At 70.4% G+C, this 17,022-nt stretch carries 18 protein-coding genes; 15 read left to right on the forward strand and 3 right to left on the reverse strand.

Going from position 1 to position 17,022, the window contains the following annotated elements; genetic code table 11:
- The first annotated feature begins 58 nt into the window (after positions 1-58).
- The 4 genes from FNH21_RS15640 (at position 59) to FNH21_RS15655 (ending at position 2,808) form a co-directional block, all read left to right on the forward strand.
- Complete coding sequence (locus FNH21_RS15640) at positions 59-385, forward strand: rhodanese-like domain-containing protein (RefSeq protein ID WP_152816998.1); 327 nt, start codon at positions 59-61, stop codon at positions 383-385.
- Positions 382-1,320 carry a prephenate dehydratase gene (pheA, locus tag FNH21_RS15645; protein ID WP_191932060.1) on the forward strand — a complete coding sequence of 313 codons (939 nt, stop codon included), beginning with the start codon at positions 382-384 and terminating at the stop codon, positions 1,318-1,320. The genes FNH21_RS15640 and pheA overlap by 4 nt, the downstream gene beginning before the upstream one ends.
- Positions 1,321-1,392: 72 nt before the next feature.
- On the forward strand, positions 1,393-2,367 hold the full coding sequence (locus FNH21_RS15650) for a DNA topoisomerase IB (RefSeq protein WP_152816999.1): 975 nt from the start codon (positions 1,393-1,395) through the stop codon (positions 2,365-2,367).
- Positions 2,368-2,460: 93 nt separating this feature from the next.
- The gene (locus tag FNH21_RS15655) at positions 2,461-2,808 is read left to right on the forward strand and encodes a hypothetical protein (RefSeq protein WP_152817000.1); all 348 of its coding nucleotides are present in this window, start codon (positions 2,461-2,463) and stop codon (positions 2,806-2,808) included.
- On the opposite strand, the gene FNH21_RS15660 is transcribed toward FNH21_RS15655, so the two are convergent.
- Positions 2,805-3,938, reverse strand: a complete 1,134-nt coding sequence (locus FNH21_RS15660; RefSeq protein ID WP_152817001.1) for a diacylglycerol/lipid kinase family protein — start codon at positions 3,936-3,938, stop codon at positions 2,805-2,807. The genes FNH21_RS15655 and FNH21_RS15660 overlap by 4 nt on opposite strands.
- A 67-nt stretch (positions 3,939-4,005) precedes the next feature.
- On the opposite strand from FNH21_RS15660, the gene serS reads away from it, so the two are divergent.
- Both serS and FNH21_RS15670 read left to right on the forward strand, forming a co-directional pair.
- Positions 4,006-5,286 (forward strand): serine--tRNA ligase, encoded by a 1,281-nt coding sequence (gene serS, locus FNH21_RS15665; protein ID WP_191932061.1) that lies wholly within the window; start codon positions 4,006-4,008, stop codon positions 5,284-5,286.
- Between the two features lie 44 nt (positions 5,287-5,330).
- Positions 5,331-6,167, forward strand: a complete 837-nt coding sequence (locus FNH21_RS15670) for an HAD family hydrolase (protein ID WP_152817003.1) — start codon at positions 5,331-5,333, stop codon at positions 6,165-6,167.
- A 197-nt stretch (positions 6,168-6,364) separates the two neighbouring features.
- Here the strand turns inward: FNH21_RS15670 and FNH21_RS15675 are convergent, their stop codons facing one another.
- Both FNH21_RS15675 and FNH21_RS15680 read right to left on the reverse strand, forming a co-directional pair.
- A complete protein-coding gene (locus FNH21_RS15675) occupies positions 6,365-6,994 on the reverse strand; it encodes a hypothetical protein (RefSeq protein ID WP_152817004.1) in 630 nt (209 codons plus the stop codon).
- Positions 6,995-7,136: 142 nt separating this feature from the next.
- Complete coding sequence (locus FNH21_RS15680) at positions 7,137-7,703, reverse strand: inorganic diphosphatase (protein ID WP_152817005.1); 567 nt, start codon at positions 7,701-7,703, stop codon at positions 7,137-7,139.
- 184 nt (positions 7,704-7,887) lie between these two features.
- Between FNH21_RS15680 and dacB the strand changes: the two genes are divergently transcribed.
- The 9 genes from dacB (at position 7,888) to folK (ending at position 17,018) form a co-directional block, all read left to right on the forward strand.
- Positions 7,888-9,327, forward strand: a complete 1,440-nt coding sequence (dacB, locus tag FNH21_RS15685; protein WP_152817006.1) for a D-alanyl-D-alanine carboxypeptidase/D-alanyl-D-alanine endopeptidase — start codon at positions 7,888-7,890, stop codon at positions 9,325-9,327.
- 80 nt (positions 9,328-9,407) lie between these two features.
- A complete protein-coding gene (locus FNH21_RS15690) occupies positions 9,408-10,538 on the forward strand; it encodes a zinc-dependent metalloprotease (protein WP_152817007.1) in 1,131 nt (376 codons plus the stop codon).
- A complete protein-coding gene (gene tilS / locus FNH21_RS15695) occupies positions 10,531-11,634 on the forward strand; it encodes a tRNA lysidine(34) synthetase TilS (protein ID WP_152817008.1) in 1,104 nt (367 codons plus the stop codon). Before FNH21_RS15690 ends, tilS begins: the two co-directional genes overlap by 8 nt.
- Positions 11,635-11,637: 3 nt before the next feature.
- A complete protein-coding gene (hpt, locus tag FNH21_RS15700; protein ID WP_055765946.1) occupies positions 11,638-12,189 on the forward strand; it encodes a hypoxanthine phosphoribosyltransferase in 552 nt (183 codons plus the stop codon).
- Between the two features lie 177 nt (positions 12,190-12,366).
- Positions 12,367-14,424, forward strand: coding sequence for an ATP-dependent zinc metalloprotease FtsH (ftsH, locus tag FNH21_RS15705; RefSeq protein ID WP_152817009.1), 2,058 nt, complete (start codon positions 12,367-12,369; stop codon positions 14,422-14,424).
- 66 nt (positions 14,425-14,490) lie between these two features.
- Positions 14,491-15,108 (forward strand): GTP cyclohydrolase I FolE, encoded by a 618-nt coding sequence (gene folE, locus FNH21_RS15710; protein WP_152817010.1) that lies wholly within the window; start codon positions 14,491-14,493, stop codon positions 15,106-15,108.
- A 13-nt stretch (positions 15,109-15,121) separates the two neighbouring features.
- Positions 15,122-16,033: a dihydropteroate synthase gene (gene folP / locus FNH21_RS15715; protein ID WP_152817011.1), complete on the forward strand. Its 912-nt coding sequence runs from the start codon at positions 15,122-15,124 to the stop codon at positions 16,031-16,033.
- Positions 16,030-16,527: a dihydroneopterin aldolase gene (gene folB / locus FNH21_RS15720; protein WP_338403316.1), complete on the forward strand. Its 498-nt coding sequence runs from the start codon at positions 16,030-16,032 to the stop codon at positions 16,525-16,527. The genes folP and folB overlap by 4 nt, the downstream gene beginning before the upstream one ends.
- Complete coding sequence (folK, locus tag FNH21_RS15725; RefSeq protein ID WP_191932062.1) at positions 16,524-17,018, forward strand: 2-amino-4-hydroxy-6-hydroxymethyldihydropteridine diphosphokinase; 495 nt, start codon at positions 16,524-16,526, stop codon at positions 17,016-17,018. The genes folB and folK overlap by 4 nt, the downstream gene beginning before the upstream one ends.
- Positions 17,019-17,022 lie beyond the last annotated feature (4 nt).

Here is a 17,022-nt window from a genome sequence, read left to right on the forward strand (position 1 = left end):
CGGCCCGCAGGGGTCCGTAGCAATGGCGTCCCCTGCCGGTGCGTGGAATGGTAGGCGCATGAGCGATCTCCAGAACGTACCGGTGACGGCAGTGCCCAGCGACGCGCGCATCCTCGATGTCCGTGAGGACTACGAGTGGGAGGCGGGCCACGTGGACGGCGCCGTCCACATCCCGCTCGACCAGCTGCCCGCGCGGTTCGGCGAGCTGGATCCCGACGAGGACCTGCACGTCATCTGCCGCGCCGGCGGGCGCTCGCAGCGCGCGGCGGAGTGGCTCGAGGGCAACGGGTACACCGCGATCAACGTGAGCGGCGGCATGGGTGCCTGGGCCGACGCCGGCAAGCCGATGGTCTCCGAGACGGGCAGCGAGCCCACGGTCCTGTGACGCAGCCGTCCTCGTACACCTACCTGGGGCCGGAGGGGACCTTCACCGAGGCCGCACTCCTGCAGGTCCCGGGAGCCGGAGAGGCACGCCGCGTACCGGCGTCCACCGTGGCCGCCGCGCTCGACGCCGTCCGGTCGGAGGCGGTGGACGCCGCGATGGTGCCCATCGAGAACTCGGTCGAGGGAGGTGTCAGCGCGACCCTGGACGCCATCGCCGTGGGCGAGCCCCTGCGGATTCTGCGCGAGGAACTCGTGCCCATCACCTTCGTGCTCGCCGCGCGGGCCGGAACCACGCTCGGAGCTGTCCGGCGGATCGCGACCCACGGGCACGCCTGGGCGCAGTGCCGCTCCTGGGTGGACGCCACCATCGCCGACGCGGAATACTTCCCGTCGTCGTCGACCGCCGCTGCCGCCTACGGGCTCGTCGACGGTGACGAGTCCTACGACGGCGCCATCTGCTCGCCCCTCGTGGCCGAGCGGCTCGGGCTGGCCGTGCTCGCGGAGGACATCGGGGACGTGTCCGACGCCGTCACGCGGTTCGTCCTCGTCGGCCGACCGGACGCGCTGCCGGCCCGTACCGGGGCGGACAAGACCACGCTGGTGATACCGCTCCCCGAGGACCACCCCGGGGCGCTGATGCAGATCCTGGACCAGTTCGCTGCGCGCGGGGTCAATCTCAGCCGGATCGAATCGCGGCCCACGGGGCAGTTCCTCGGCGACTACTTCTTCAGCGTGGACGCGGACGGCCATGTGGAGGACGCCCGGGTGGCGGACGCGCTGAAGGGCCTGCACCGGATCAGCCCGGGCCTCCGCTTCCTCGGGTCCTACGCTCGGGCGGATCGCCGGTCCCCCGCCGTCGAGCGCCACACCTCGGACGAGGCCTTCTCGTCGGCGGACCACTGGCTCGGGGGGATCCTCGGGGACCGGCCGAGGTAGGCGCGCTCCTGCGACCCAATACACAGTAGGCTTACCATCGATGGTCCCCCCACTCGAAGGCTGGTTCTCCTGATGGCTAGATTGCGCCGCAGCAACACGCGCAGGCCCGGTATCTCCCGCCGCAGGCACGGCAAGGGTTTCAGCTACCGGGCGCCCAGCGGCGAGCTGCTGCAGGACCGCGCCGAGCTCGAGCGGATCAAGGAGCTCGTGATCCCGCCGGCCTGGAAGGACGTCTGGATCGCGCCGTACCCGAACGGGCACGTCCAGGCGATCGGTACGGACGACGCCGGACGGCGCCAGTACATGTACCACCCGGCGTGGCGGGAGCAGAAGGACCGCGAGAAGTTCGACCGCGCACTCGACTTCGGTGCGAAGCTGCCGAGCGCCCGCCGCGCCATCACCCAGCACCTGCGGAGCGACGGCGTCAGCCGGGAGCGGGCCTTCGCCGCAGCCCTGCGGATCGTCGATTCCGGCGCGCTGCGGATCGGCTCCGCGCAGTATGCGGAGGCCAACGGCTCCTTCGGGGTGACCACGCTGCTGGTGGAGCACTGCACCATCGACGGCGACCTGATCGTCTTCGACTTCCCCGGCAAGAGCGGCCAGCACTGGGACACACGCCTCGAGGACGAGGACCTGGCCGAGGCGCTGCGGCCCATGGTGGAGCGTGAGGACGCCGACACGGTCCTGGCCTACCAGTCGGAGAACGGCGTGTGGCACCACGTGGACGGCTCCCAGCTCAACGAGTTCCTCCGCCAGGTCACGGGCGGCCCCTTCACCGCGAAGGACTTCCGGACCTGGCAGGCCACAGTCGTCGCCGCGATGGCACTCGCGAAGGAGGACATCGGGGCGACCACACGGACGGCCCGGCAGAAGGCGGTGAGCGCCACCATGAAGGCCGTGGCGGAGCACCTCGGCAACACGCCGACGGTCGCCCGCACGTCCTACGTGGACCCGCGGCTCGTGGACCGCTTCATGAGCGGTGAGGTCATTCCCATCGGTACCTACTCGGCCTCGGAGAAGGCCGTGCAGGAGCTGCTGCGCGACTGAGCGCACCGGAGCCCGTTTCAAACCATCCCGTCGGTCAGTACGCTGGCACCGGGCGCCCAACGAGGAGCGCATCCTTCGACGAAAGGCAGCATCATGACCGAGAACGCCCATGGTGGACACATCGTGAACCCCAACGAGGGTGACGGCTCGACGTCGGATCCCAACTGGCAGGGTGACGTCGGGGACCAGGGTAACGACCTGCGCTTCGCCGAGGAGCAGGCCCTGATCAACGAGCAGGCCGATCGCGCCGACCGCGATCCCTCGGAGGCCGTCGCGGCCGCCGAGCAGGAGGGCCACTACACGAGCACCGAGCCGGCAGGAGCCTCCGGCGGATACACGTCGTCCCAGGACGCCGCGGAGGAGGGCGAGTACACCGACAAGGACAAGCCCCTCGTCGAGGCACCCGAGGGTCAGGGCGAGTACACGGACCGCGAGCGCTAGGAGCGGCGCAGCAGCCGCCGCCACCCCTTCTGGAAGTCGGGGAGCGGCAGCACGGAGGACCCCGATGGTCCGGGAGCCGGAGCAGGCACCCGGACCATCAGTGCGTCCGGGTCCACCCGTGCCGTCACCGACGTCGTCGAGCCGGAGGCATCACCGTCCAGCTGGGTCGCGATCGGTTCGGCGGACCACACGGTCACCTCACGGGCGCGGTAGTAGCTGATCACCGGGGTCGCCCCGCGGTGTCGCAGCAGGATCTTCGCGGCCATCAGTGTCCAGCCGATCAGGCTGCGGGGGCTGAGGACCACCACGTCGAGGTAGCCGTCGTCGATCATGGCATCAGGCACGAAGTCCACGCCGGCGGGCAGCTTCCCGCAGTTCGCCACGAGCAGGCTGCGCACCTTGCGGCTCTGCGGCGGCTGGCCGTCGAGGCTGATGGAGATCCGACGGCGGCGCCCGGGGAGGTGGCGTACGCCCGCCTCGCTGTAGGCGAGCCAGCCCAGCTTGTCCTTCAGGTCCTGCTTCGCGTCCGCCACCACGCTGGCGTCGAAGCCCACCCCGCCCATGACGAGGAACGGGTGCTCCGAACTCGTGTGCGTGCGGTCGTTGCGCAGGATGATCCGTGCGGCGTCGATGCGCCGCTCGTAGCCGTGCAGCGCGATCCGCAGGCACCCGGCGATGTCGTGGTACGGCAGCCCGAGGTTCCGCACCAGCAGATTGCCGGTACCGAGGGGCAGCAGCCCCAGCGCCGCGGGCCGATGGGCCAGGGCCTGTGCGACGGCGCGCACGGTGCCGTCGCCGCCGGCGGCGATGACGAGGTCGGCCCCCGCGTCGAGGGCCCGCTGCGCCTGCCCCGTGCCCGGGTCCTCGACGGTGGTCTCGAGGATCAGCGGCCGTTCCCAGCCCGCATCGGAGCAGGCCTGCTCCACGAGTTCGCGGGTCGCGCCGGCCTGCAGCTTGGTCGGGTTGAGGACGAGGGCCACCCGCTGCGGACCCACGGGTGCGGGCACCGGCTCGTGCACAGAGGCCGTCGGGGTCCGGGTCTGCTGCAGCCGACGCACCGACCAGTAGGTCTGCACGGAGGCGACGGCGGCGGAAGCCGCGGCGGTCCCGGCGAGGAGTTTGCGGCGCATGGTCATCCACAATAGCGGCGAGGCCGGGCGATCCGCGGCCGGCAGGGGTTTGGGTAGTCTTGACGGTGTGATCGACGTCAACGACCTCCGCCTGAATCCCGAGCAGTTCCGAGCATCGCAGCGCGCCCGCAGGGCGGACGAGTCGCTCGTCGACGCGGTCCTCGCGGCGGATGCGCGGCGCCGTGAGTCGGTCACCGCCTACGAGACGCTCCGCGCCGAGCAGAACGCCTTCGGCAAGCGCGTCGCCCAGGCCAGGGGTGAGGAGAAGCAGGCCCTCCTCGCGGAGGTCAAGCAGCTCGCCACGGCCGTGAAGGCCGCCTCCGCGACCTCCGAGGAGGCCAAGGCCGAGCAGGAGGCGCTGCTGCGGAAGCTGCCGAACCTCGTGCAGGACGGCGTCCCCGAAGGCGGCGAGGACGACTACGTGGTGCTCAGGACGGTCGGCACCCCGAGGGATTTCGCGGCCGACGGGTTCGAGCCACGGGACCACCTCGAGATCGGTGAGCTCATCGGTGCCATCGACATGGAGCGCGGGGCCAAGGTCTCCGGGTCCCGCTTCTACTTCCTGAAGGGTGTGGGTGCCCGGCTCGAGATCGGGCTGCTGCGCATGGCCCTGGACCAGGCCATGGACGCCGGGTTCACGCCGATGATCACGCCCACGCTCGTCCGCCCCGAGACCATGCAGGGGACGGGCTTCGACATAGCGCACGACGCCGAGATCTACCGGCTGGAGGAGGACGACCTCTACCTCGTCGGGACCTCCGAGGTGGCGCTGGCCGGGTATCACTCCGACGAGATCATCGATCTCGGCGCGGGTCCGGTCCGCTATGCCGGCTGGTCCTCCTGCTACCGGCGGGAGGCCGGCTCCCACGGCAAGGACACCCGCGGGATCATCCGCGTGCACCAGTTCAACAAGGTGGAGATGTTCACGTACACGACCGTCGAGGACGCCGCGGCGGAGCACGAGCGGATGCTGGCCTGGGAGGAGCAGATGCTCGCCAAGGTGGAACTGCCCTACCGCGTCATCGACACCGCTGCGGGCGACCTCGGCATGTCCGCGGCCCGCAAGTTCGACTGCGAGGCGTGGGTCCCGACGCAGGGCGACTACCGGGAACTGACCTCCACCTCGAACTGCACCACTTTCCAGGCCCGCCGCCTGAACATCCGGGAGCGCCAGGAGGGGGAGGGCCAGAAGGGGACCCGTGCCGTCGCAACCCTCAACGGCACACTCGCGACCACGCGCTGGATCGTCGCCATCCTCGAGCACCACCAGAACCCCGACGGCTCGGTCACGGTCCCCGCGGCGCTGCGCCCCTACATGAACGGTTTGGAAACCCTCCCGGTCCTGTGAGGATTCTCCTACCCCGGTGTCGGTGCGGTCTGGTTCACTGAAGTATGAGCACTTTGACCGGTGCCGGCATCGATGACCGGCAGGAGAACCGCACACACCACCTGATCGCCCTGGACGTCGACGGCACCCTCGTGGACCACGAGGGCTCTATGACGGAGGAGGTGCGGGACGCCACACGGGCCGTCATCGACGCCGGGCACGAGGTCATCATCGCCACCGGCAGGTCCCTCGGGGCCACCCTGCCGGTCATCCGGCTCCTGGGGATCACGCGCGGCTACGCCGTCTGCTCCAACGGAGGCGTGACCCTGAGGGTCGACGCGACCCTGGATCAGGGCTTCGAGGTCCTCGAGCGCGTGACCTTCGACCCGAGGCCCGCGCTCACGGCACTGCGGGAACGTCTGCCCTCCGCGAAGTATGCGCTGGAGGACGACCGCGGCCGGTTCCTCTCCACCGAGAGCTTCCAGGACGCGAGCTTCGGCTCCGAGGCCGAGAACGTGGGTTTCGAGGAGATGCTCGAGAGCCGCGCCGTCCGCGTGGTGGTCTTCAGCACGGACAGCTCGGCCGAGGAGTTCGGTACCGCCGTCGCGTCCATCGGCCTCCACGGCGTCACCTACTCGGTCGGCTGGACCGCCTGGCTGGACATCGCCGCCTCGGGGGTCACGAAGGCCACTGCGCTGGAAGTATTGCGCCGCCGCCTCGGCACGGATTCCGCCATGACGGTCGCCGTCGGCGACGGCCGGAACGACATCGAGATGCTGCAGTGGGCGGGTCGTGGCGTCGCGATGGGCCAGGCTCCCGACGAGGTGCGGTCGGCCGCGTCCGAGGTCACGGGCAGCGTGTACGACGACGGCGCCGCGAAGGTCCTCCGCTCGCTCGTCTGACCCGTCGTCGACGCACGGGGCCACGGCCGTGCGAAGGTCCTGCGCCCGCTGGCCCGGCCCGCCACCCCTGAGCAGGGCGTTGCCCGGTCAGGCAGGCGGCGACCGACGTCGCAGGTCGCGCCGGCAGACCGCATGATCGCCGGTGCGGTGCGGTGCGGTGCGGTGCGGTGCGGACCGGATGATCGCGCTCGACGGCTTCAGTAGGCCAGGCTCGCCTCGGGCAGGGCTGCCGGACCGTGGACGAGGTCGAGCAGGCGTGCGGCGGCGGGCCGGGTGGCCCACTCCTCCATCCAGTGCGAACGGACCACGGCGCGGCTGACGGCCTGCGCGGTGATGCCGAGTTCCTGCGCGACATACTTCTGCTGTCCACGGGCTCCGGGTGTCATGAGATCGAGGACAGCCCACTCCGCGTCGGTGCGGGTGTGGACGATCTGCCCGAGGAGACGCAACACGGCCTCAGCCTCTGCGGCGATCTGGGCGTCGGGGCCCTCCACGGCGAGGGGGATCCGCTCGCCGGTCTTCATCGCCCGGTTGACCGCGCGGCGCGCGTAGACCAGCCCGTAGCCCTGACCGTCGACGATGCGCTCGGGCAGCGGGGGTGTGAGGCCGCCGACCCCGAGGCCCACGTGCCACCGCCGGTAGCGGAGGGCCCGGAGGGCGGCGTCGACCGCCGTCGTCGCGCCGTCGACGACACCCTGCACCTCGTCCCCGACGGAGCGCTGGAAAGGGACGACGGTCGGCAGGTGGCGCAGGGCCCGCAGGAGGTCGCCCACCATGTCCCCGACGTCCCGCGAGTCGCGCTGGTTGATCGTGAGGACGTAGTACATGGCACCAGTATCGCTGCTGGGGGACGCAAACAACCGAAGGCAGTTGTATGCCGGTGCGGCGATAGAAGAGGCCCCCGCTGGCGGAATGCGCCGGCGGGGGCCTCGACGGTGCCGGGCGGAGGGCCCGGAGGGTGGCAGGACCCTAGCGCCCCTCGGGCGTCTCCGTCGCGTTCTTCGCGTCGACGTCGACGGCGCGGCCCTGCGGCTCGTCCTGGGCGCTCGCGTCACCGGCCTCCTTGAAGCGGCGCAGCGATGCCTCGATCTCGGCCTCCGCAGCCTCCCGGCCGGCCCAGTCGGCGGCCTCGACCCACTTGCCGGGCTCCAGGTCCTTGTACTTGGTGAAGAAGTGCTTGATCTCGTCGAGCAGGAAGTCCGAGACGTCGGACAGCTCCTGGATGTCCTCGAAACGTGGGTCCACCGGAACGCAGAGGACCTTCGCGTCCCCGCCGCCGTCGTCGACCATGTTGAACACGCCGATGGGGCGTGACTCGACGAGGACGCCCGGGATCAGGTCGAAGTCCTGCAGCATCACCAGGGCGTCGAGCGGATCGCCGTCCTCGCCCAGGGTGTTCTCGAAGTAGCCGTAATGGGTGGGGTACTGCATGGCCGTGAACAGGACGCGGTCCAGGCGCAGGCGGTGCGTCTCGTGGTCGATCTCGTACTTGACGCGCGAGCCCTTCGGGATCTCGATGGTGACGTCGAGCTTCATGGCAACTCCTGTGCTGGGTCGATGGGGAACTGTTGGCCGGTGTCGCGCCCTCACGGGGAGCGGCTGCCGGCCGGTCTACTGTTGATCGTCAGCCCTAACATATCGGTCGCTCACCGCTACCGAGGCATTTTTCCGTGGTGACGCACCGCTGCGGCGCGTGCCGCTCAGACCGCGAAAGGACACCATGACGCGATCCCTCCGCCTGCTGACCGGGCTGCTGCTGGTCCTGGTCATGGCGGCGATCGCGGTGCCCGTCGCCTCGCACGTCGCTCCCGCCGTCCTCGCCGTGGCCGACCCGCCGCCACCCGCGGAGCCGCCCGTCACACCCGCGCTTCAGGTCCCGCCCACCTCCGTCACCGTGCCCGACCTCGTCACCCCGCTCTCACCCGCCGCGCCGTCCCCGGATCCTGCCGCACTGGGTCCCGCACTCGACGCCGCGCTGGCCCTGTCGGGGCCGGGCTCCTTCGCCGGCACGGTGGTGGACTCGGCGGACGGCACCGTGCTCTATGCGAGGGACGCCGACCGCGCGCAGCCGCCGGCGTCCACCGTCAAGGTGTTCACGGCGGTCGCCGCCCTGACCTTCGGACGTCCGGAAGCGCGGCTGCAGACCTCGGTGCTGTCCTCGCCGTCGGCCGCCGGCGCGCTGTTCCTCCGCGGCGGTGGCGACGTCCTCCTCGCGTCCGGGCCCTCCGCACCCGACGCCGTCGTCGGGCACGCCGGGCTCGGCACACTCGCCGCCGAGACGGCCGCCGCGCTTCCCGCTGGATCGGGGCCGTACACCGTGTTCCTCGATGACAGCCTCTTCGCCGGTGCCAGCCTGAATCCCACCTGGGCGCAGGGTGACATCGAGGCCGGCGAGGTTGCTCCGGTGCACGCGCTGGCCGTCAACTCGTCCTGGCTCGAGGAGGGGCGCACCGGGGGCCCACGCTCGCAGGACGCCGGACTCGACGCGGCGAACGCTTTCGCGACGGCGCTCGTGGCCGCCGCCGTCGAGCGGGGCATCACGGTCCAGCCCGACGTGCAGCGGCGGACCAGTCCGGAGGACGCCGTCGCCCTGGCGGCCGTGGAGTCGGCGCCGCGCGCGGCGCAGGTGGCCCGCATGCTCGAGGTCTCGGACAACTACCTCGCCGAGGCGCTTGCCCGGATCGCGGCACTGGAGAGCGGACGTCCCGCCTCCTTCGGCGGCGCGACCGAGGCCCTCGCCGCGGCCGCGACGCGTGCGGGCGTGGCCGGGGAGGGCCTCGCCTTCGGTGATGCGGCAGGACTCTCCGCCCGGAACGCCGTCTCGCCGGCGCAGGTGGCCGCACTGGTCCGCGCCACCACCACGTCGGCCGACCCCGGGATCGCCGCCGTCGCCGCGTCGCTGCCGATCGCCGGGCTGACCGGCACGCTGGCCCCGCGGTTCACCGCCGAGGATCCTGATGCACGGCCGGGCGCCGGGACCGTGCGGGCCAAGACCGGCACGCTGAACGCGGTCACGGCGCTCTCCGGGCACGTGGTGACCGTCGACGGGCGGCTCCTGGTGTTCTCCTTCCTTGCGGCGGGGCTGGACGGCAACACGGGCGAGGCGAGGTCCTCGGCCGACCACGCGGCAGCGCTGCTGGCCGCCTGCGGGTGCCGCTGACCCGTTCGCCGACAGACGAACCCGAGCCCGCTCCACGGGTGCCTCGGCTCGCCGTCAGCAGGGTGTGATCGAATAGGCCCATGCCCAGGAACGAGTCCGCAACGCCCCGCCCGCAGCTGGTCAACTGGGACATCGCGGCGTCGACCGCAGCCTCCCTGACGCCCGCGGGTCCCACCATGAAACCCGCCGAGATCGCCCGGGCGGTGCAGAACATGCGCGAGCTCGCGGACGCATCGGTCGGCCATGTCCACGCCATCTCGCGGCTCGACGCCGCCCGTGACCTCCGTGACTCCGAGCTGCTGATCGTCGATCGTGCGTCCTGGGCCAAGGCCAATGCGCAGAGCTTCCGCACCCTGATGGATCCGGCGCTCGACCAGCTCGCCGCCACACGCCCGGATCTGCTGAAGTCCGCCTCGCTGGCACTCGGTGGGAGCGTCACCGGCGCGCAGCTCGGCGCCATCCTCGCCTTCCTCTCGAGCAAGGTGCTCGGGCAGTACGATCCCTTCGTCCCCTCGCGGAACGGCCAGGGCGGCCGGCTCATGCTCGTTGCCCCGAACATCATCTCCGTGGAGCGGGAACTGAACGTGGACCCGTCGGACTTCCGCCTGTGGGTGTGCCTCCACGAGCAGACGCACCGCGTGCAGTTCGCGGCAGCCCCGTGGCTCAAGGACCACATGACCGGACACATCGGCGAGCTCACGTCCGGGCTCATGGACAAGGCGGACTCCCTGTCGGAACGCCTCGGTGCGGCGGTGAAGAACCTCGCCGGCGCGCGGTCGAGGATCGCAGGAGGCGCCGCGGGCGTGCCGCCGCAGGACGTCGGTGTGCTGTCGATCCTGCAGGATCCGGACGACAAGGCGCGCCTGTCCCATCTCACCGCCGTCATGAGCCTGCTCGAGGGACACGCCAACGTGGTGATGGACGGGGTGGATGGCAGGATCGTCCCCTCCGTGAAGACCATCCGCCGCCGGTTCAACGCCCGCGGGAAGTCCCGGGGCCCCCTCGAGAAGGTCATCCGCCAGCTCATGGGCCTCGACGCGAAGATGCGCCAGTACAGTGACGGCTCGAAGTTCGTGCGGAGGGTGGTCGGCCAGACCGGGATGGACGGTTTCAACGCCGTGTGGGAATCGGCCGACCATCTCCCCACGGAGCGCGAGATCCACGCACCGGACGAGTGGATCGACAGGATGAGCCTGCGCCGCCATGGCTAGGCGCCCGCGCCTCCTGCCGACGGTCGGTACCGCCCGCAACCTGCTGGCGGCCGGTCTCGAGGGGATCGTGGACAGGGCGCCGACGGGGTCCCCGGCCCTTCCCCTCGTCCTCGTCGCGTGCAGCGGCGGTCCCGATTCCCTCGCCCTCGCGGCGGTCGCGGCGCATGCGGCGCACACCGGACGGTGCCGCGTCGGCGCAGTCGTCGTCGACCACGGGCTGCAGCCCGGGAGCGCCGACGTCGCGGCCCGAGCCGCCGAGACCGTCCGGGGGCTCGGGCTGGACCCCGTGGAGGTGCGGACCGTCTCGGTGGACAGGACGGGCATGGGCCCCGAAGCCGCGGCCCGCACCGCCCGATACTCGGCGCTGGACGACGCCGCGGCAGTGCACGGAGCCGCCGCCGTCCTGCTCGGCCATACGCTCGACGACCAGGCCGAACAGGTCATGCTCGGCCTCGCTCGCGGCTCGGGCACCCGGTCGCTCGCCGGCATGCCCGGTCGGCGGGGACTCTACCTGCGACCGTTCCTCGAACTGCGCCGGATCGATACCGAGGCCATCTGCGCCTTCTACGGGCTGGAGCCCTGGCACGACCCCACCAACGAGGACCGGGCCTTCGCCCGGTCCCGGGTGCGGCAGGAAGTCCTGCCGTTCCTCGAGGACCAGCTGGGGCCCGGGATCGCGCAGGCCCTCGCCCGGACAGCCAGGATCCTCGGGCAGGACGCCGATCTGCTGGAGCAGCTCAGTTCGGAGGCGTACGCCGGGCTCAGGACGGAGGGCGACGACGGTGCGGTCCTTCTCCCGGAGGACGGGCTCAGGGCCCTGCCCGCGGCGCTGCGGCAGCGCGTGCTCGCCCTCGCGGCACTCGAACTCGGGGCGTTCCAACCCAGCTCCGAAAGACTCCGCGCCGCCGAGTCGCTCCTCGACCGCAGGGGGTCCGCCGGGCCGGTGCAGCTGGGCGGCAAGGTGAGCGTCCACCGGCAGGTCCGCGGGCGGGCGGTTCTTCGCGGGGATGCAAGCTATGGCAATCTTGTCCTCAGCAGCAATGGCAGCAACAACGGCCCCGGTGTGAAGCAGTCGCGCCGTCCAACCCAGGAGTAACCGGTGGATTCCAACGACGTCCAGTCAGATCTCAAGCACGTCCTCTACACCAAGGAGGAGATCCAGCAGCGGATCAACGAACTGGCGCAGCAGATCGATGCGGACTACGCGGGGCGGGACATCCTCCTCGTGGGCGTCCTCAAGGGCGCGGTGATGGTCATGGCGGACCTGGCGCGCGCGCTGCACTCACACATCACCATGGACTGGATGGCCGTCTCCTCCTACGGGTCCGGTACACAGTCCTCCGGCGTGGTGCGCATCCTCAAGGACCTCGAGACCGACCTCATGGGCAAGCACGTCCTGATCGCCGAGGACATCATCGATTCCGGCCTGACCCTCTCCTGGCTGAAGGCCAACCTGCTGTCCCGCGGACCGGCGTCCGTCGAGATCTGCACGCTGCTGCGCAAGCCGGCCGCCGCGAAGGTCGAGATCGACGTGAAATACGTCGGCTACGACATCCCCAACGAATTCGTGGTGGGCTACGGCCTGGACTTCGCGGAGAAGTACCGGAACCTCGATTTCATCGGGACCCTGGCGCCCCACGTCTACGAATAAGCCCTTCCCGGAGGGTCCGTGCCCGGTACGCCGAGAGGGAACTATCGGCGCAATCCGCGCGTGGAGAATCTCGGACGGTGTATATGTTGAGGTGCTTAAAGCGCACCCGCTCGGCAGTGCGCCCGTACATTCTTACGTGCATCAGCAGGAGGGACAGGGCGTGCTGCCCTGAGACGAATGAAATTCAAGAACATCTTCAAGGGGCCCATCTTCTGGATCGTCCTGGCGGTCGTGGCGCTCCTGCTGGTGCTTCCATCCCTGTTCGGCACGGGTGCCAACCGCGTGGACACCAATGTGGGACTGGAACTGCTCCGCGGCGAGACCGTCGAGCAGGCCAAGATCTACGACGGCGAGCAGCGCGTCGACCTCACGCTCAGTAAGCCGTACGAGGACAAGGGCGAGAACGTCCAGTTCTTCTACAGCACGGCGCGGGCCGAGAGCGTGGTCGAGGCCATCAACGACTCCAGCGCGGACGGCTTCACCGACCAGCCCGCCGAGAGCAACTGGCTCCTCAGCCTCGCCGGCCTGATCTTCCCCATCCTGATCCTCGGCGTCATCTTCTGGTTCCTCCTCAGCCGCATGCAGGGTGGGGGATCCAAGGTGATGCAGTTCGGCAAGTCCAAGGCCAAGCTCATCTCCAAGGACATGCCGCAGGTGACGTTCAACGACGTCGCAGGCGCCGACGAGGCCGTCGAGGAACTGCTGGAGATCAAGGAGTTCCTGCAGGAACCCGCGAAGTTCCAGGCCCTCGGGGCCAAGATCCCGAAGGGCGTGCTCCTCTACGGGCCTCCCGGGACGGGCAAGACCCTGCTGGCCCGCGCGGTCGCCGGTGAGGCCGGCGTCCCCTTCTACTCGATCTCCGGCTCGGACTTCGTGGAGATGTTCGTCGGCGTCGGCGCGTCCCGCGTCCGCGATCTCTTCGAGCAGGCCAAGAACAATTCGCCCGCCATCATCTTCGTGGACGAGATCGACGCCGTCGGGCGTCACCGCGGTGCGGGCGTGGGCGGTGGCAACGACGAGCGCGAGCAGACGCTCAACCAGCTCCTGGTGGAGATGGACGGCTTCGACGCCACCACCAACGTGATCCTGATCGCTGCCACCAACCGCCCCGACGTCCTGGACCCCGCGCTCCTGCGGCCGGGCCGTTTCGACCGCCAGATCGGCGTCGAGGCCCCGGACATGAAGGGCCGCGAGCACATCCTGTCGGTCCACTCGAAGGGCAAGCCGATGGCGGCCGGCGTCGACCTGAAGGGCGTGGCGAAGAAGACGCCGGGCTTCACCGGTGCCGACCTGGCGAACGTCCTCAACGAGGCCGCGCTGCTCACGGCGCGCTCCAATGCGCAGCTCATCGACGATCGCGCCCTCGACGAGGCGATCGACCGCGTCATCGCGGGACCCCAGAAGCGCAGCCGCGTGATGAAGGAACTCGAGCGGAAGATCACCGCATACCACGAGGGCGGGCATGCCCTCGTGGCCGCCGCGCTGCGCAACACGGATCCGGTGACGAAGGTGACCATCCTGCCGCGCGGCCGTGCCCTCGGCTACACGATGGTCATGCCGAGTGATGACAAGTACTCGGTGACGAGGAACGAGCTGCTCGACCAGCTGGCGTACGCCATGGGTGGTCGCGTCGCCGAGGAGATCGTCTTCCACGACCCCTCGACGGGTGCGTCCAACGACATCGAGAAGGCCACCGGCACGGCCCGCAAGATGGTGACCCAGTACGGCATGAGTGAGCGCATCGGCGCCGTGAAGCTCGGCCAGGGAGCCGGTGAGCCGTTCCTGGGCCGTGACATGGGCAGCGACCGCGACTACTCGGACCAGATCGCGCTCGTCGTGGACGAGGAGGTGCGCCGCCTCATCGACAACGCGCACGACGAGGCGTACCAGATCCTCACGGAGAACCGCGACGTCCTCGACCAGCTCGCACTGGAGCTGCTCGAACGGGAGACCCTGAACCAGGCGGAGATCGCCGAGGTCTTCACCTCGGTCCGGAAGCGGGGCCTGCGCGAGGTGTGGCTGTCCAAGCAGACCAGGCCCGTGCACTCCCTGCCGCCGGTCGTCTCGAAGAAGGAGCGCGCCGAAGCGCTGGAGAGCGGACAGCCCGCGCCCGAGACCGTCGCTCCCCAGGACCAGATCGCCGACGCCGACATCCCACGCGGGTTCGACGTCGCCGGATCCGACCTCCCGTCGCCCGAAGCGGGCGACGGCCCGGGCGACAGGCGGGACGCGTAGTCCTGTAGCGACAGACCAGCGGTCACGGGGCCGGTGGGCAGTGCCCGAAGAAGGGGAGACGACCCAATGACAGATTTCGACGACGAAGTGGTGGACGCCGCGCTGGTGGCCACGGGGTCGCCCGTGGATCAGGAGCGGATCGCCAGGGCCGTCCGCGAGATCCTTGCGGCCATCGGTGAGGATCCGGACCGGGACGGCCTGCTGGAGACCCCGAAGCGGGTCGCGAAGGCCTACGCCGAGATGTTCGCGGGACTCCACCAGGACGCGGCCGAGGTCCTTTCCACCTCCTTCGACATCAACCACCAGGAGCTCGTGCTGGTGAAGGACATCCCCTTCTACTCGACGTGCGAGCACCACCTGGTGCCGTTCCATGGCACGGCGCACGTCGGCTACATCCCCTCGGCGGACGGACGCGTGACCGGCCTGAGCAAGCTCGCCCGCCTCGTGGAGGTCTACGCCCGTCGCCCCCAGGTGCAGGAACGGCTGACCACGCAGATCGTGGATGCGATGATGGAACACCTGAAGCCCAAAGGCGCGATAGTCGTCATCGAGTGCGAGCACATGTGCATGTCGATGCGCGGGGTCCGGAAGCCCGGAGCCAAGACCGTCACGTCCGCCGTGCGCGGCCAGATCCGCGAGACGGCAACGCGCGCCGAGGCCATGAGCCTCATTCTCGGAAGGTAGGAGCCCCGCTTTCATGGATTCACTCGCCGCAGCGCCCGGAACAGGGCCGGCGACCTCGCCGTTGCCCGTCATCCGACCGGTCCGTTCCGCCAGGACCTTCGGTGACCTCCCCACGGACCGCGCGGTGGTCATGGGTATCCTCAACGTCACGCCGGACTCGTTCAGCGACGGCGGCAGGTTCGCGGGCACCGACGACGCCATCGGTCACGGCCTGCGCATGCACTACGGCGGGACGGACATCATCGATGTCGGAGGTGAGTCGACGCGTCCGGGAGCCCGGGCTGTGCCGGTCGAGGAGGAACTGCAGCGCGTGCTGCCCGTCATCAGGGGGCTCGTCAAGGCCGGCGCCCTCGTGAGCATCGACACCATGCATGCCGAGACGGCCCGCCAGGCCCTCGATGCGGGCGCGTCGATCATCAATGACATCTCGGGCGTCGAGTTCGATCCGGCCATGCCGGCCCTCGTGGCCGAGCGGGGCGTCCCGTACATCCTGACCCACAGGCGCGGATCCGCGACCACCATGACCTCCCTCGCCGAGTACCACGACGTCGTCGCGGAGGTGGCCGGGGAACTCGCCGGGCTCCGTGACCGATTCGTGGCGGCCGGCGTGGCCGCCGAGCGCATCATCCTCGACCCCGGCCTGGGGTTCGCGAAGACGGACGAGCACAACTGGCTGATCCTGCGCCACCTCGATGCCTTCACGGCACTGGGCCACCGCGTCCTGGTCGGGGCCTCGCGCAAGCGGTTCCTCGGTACCCTGCTCACGTCGGCGGGCAAGGTCGCGACGCCGGGCGAGCGTGACCACGCCTCGCTCGCCGTCGCCACCCTGGCCGCTGCGTCGGGCGCCTGGGGCGTCCGTGTCCACGACCCGGTCACCACGCTCGACGCCGTCAAGGTCGCAGCCGCCGTCGGTCCGCGCCCGTGAGCGAGGGCCCCGGCGCCACGTCCGACGGCGCGTCCCGGTACGCGGTCGCCGACGCCGGGGGAACGTCGCCCGGGCAGTCCCTGAGGACCACGTCCGGCTTCGTCCCCGGGCTCGCCGGTTCGCCGTCCGGTGCCCTCGACTCGGTGGTGCTGCGCGGCATCTCCGCGAACGGCTACCACGGCGTCTTCGACCATGAGCGCCGCGAGGGCCAACCCTTCGTGGTCGACATCGTCCTGCACCTCGACCTGCAGCCGGCCGGTGCCGGCGACGAGCTGGAGCGGACCGCGCACTACGGCGACCTCGCCGACCTGGTGCACGGGATCATCGGCGGGGAGCCGTTCGACCTCATCGAGGCGCTGGCGGAGACCATCGCCTCTGCAGTCCTCGCCGCCTTCCCCGTGGCCGCCGTCGACGTGACGGTGCACAAGCCGAAGGCGCCCATCGAGGTGCCCTTCGGCGACGTGGCGGTCACGCTGCGCAGGAGCCGGCCGTGAGCGGTACCGTGCGCTCCGTGCTCGCGCTCGGCAGCAACCTCGGCGTGAGCAGCGACACCCTGGTGCTCGCCGTCGCCGACCTCGTCGAACCGGACGACGTGCGGCTGCACGCTGTCTCACCCGTGGTGCGCACCAAGCCGGTGGGTGGACCGGAGCAGCCGGACTACCTCAACATGGTGATCGAGGTGGAGACGGATCTGGGCCCGTACGAGCTCCTCGCCCACTGCCAGGCGGTGGAGGAGAAGTACCACCGCAAGCGCATCGTCCGGTGGGGTCCCCGGACCCTGGACATCGACATCATCACCTACGGTTCGTTGGTCTCGGACGATGAGGTACTGACCATCCCGCATCCGCGGGCGGCGTCGCGTGCCTTCGTCCTGCAGCCGTGGGCGTGGATGGATGCCGGGGCCCGGCTCGCCGGCCGGCCGGTCGCCGAGCTGGCCGCGGAGGCGGAGGACCTTGCGGGCCTGGTGCCCTTCGAGGGAGTCTAGGACG

The sequence above is a fragment of the Arthrobacter bussei genome, from assembly GCF_009377195.2.
Classification (GTDB): Bacteria; Actinomycetota; Actinomycetes; order Actinomycetales; family Micrococcaceae; genus Arthrobacter_D; species Arthrobacter_D bussei.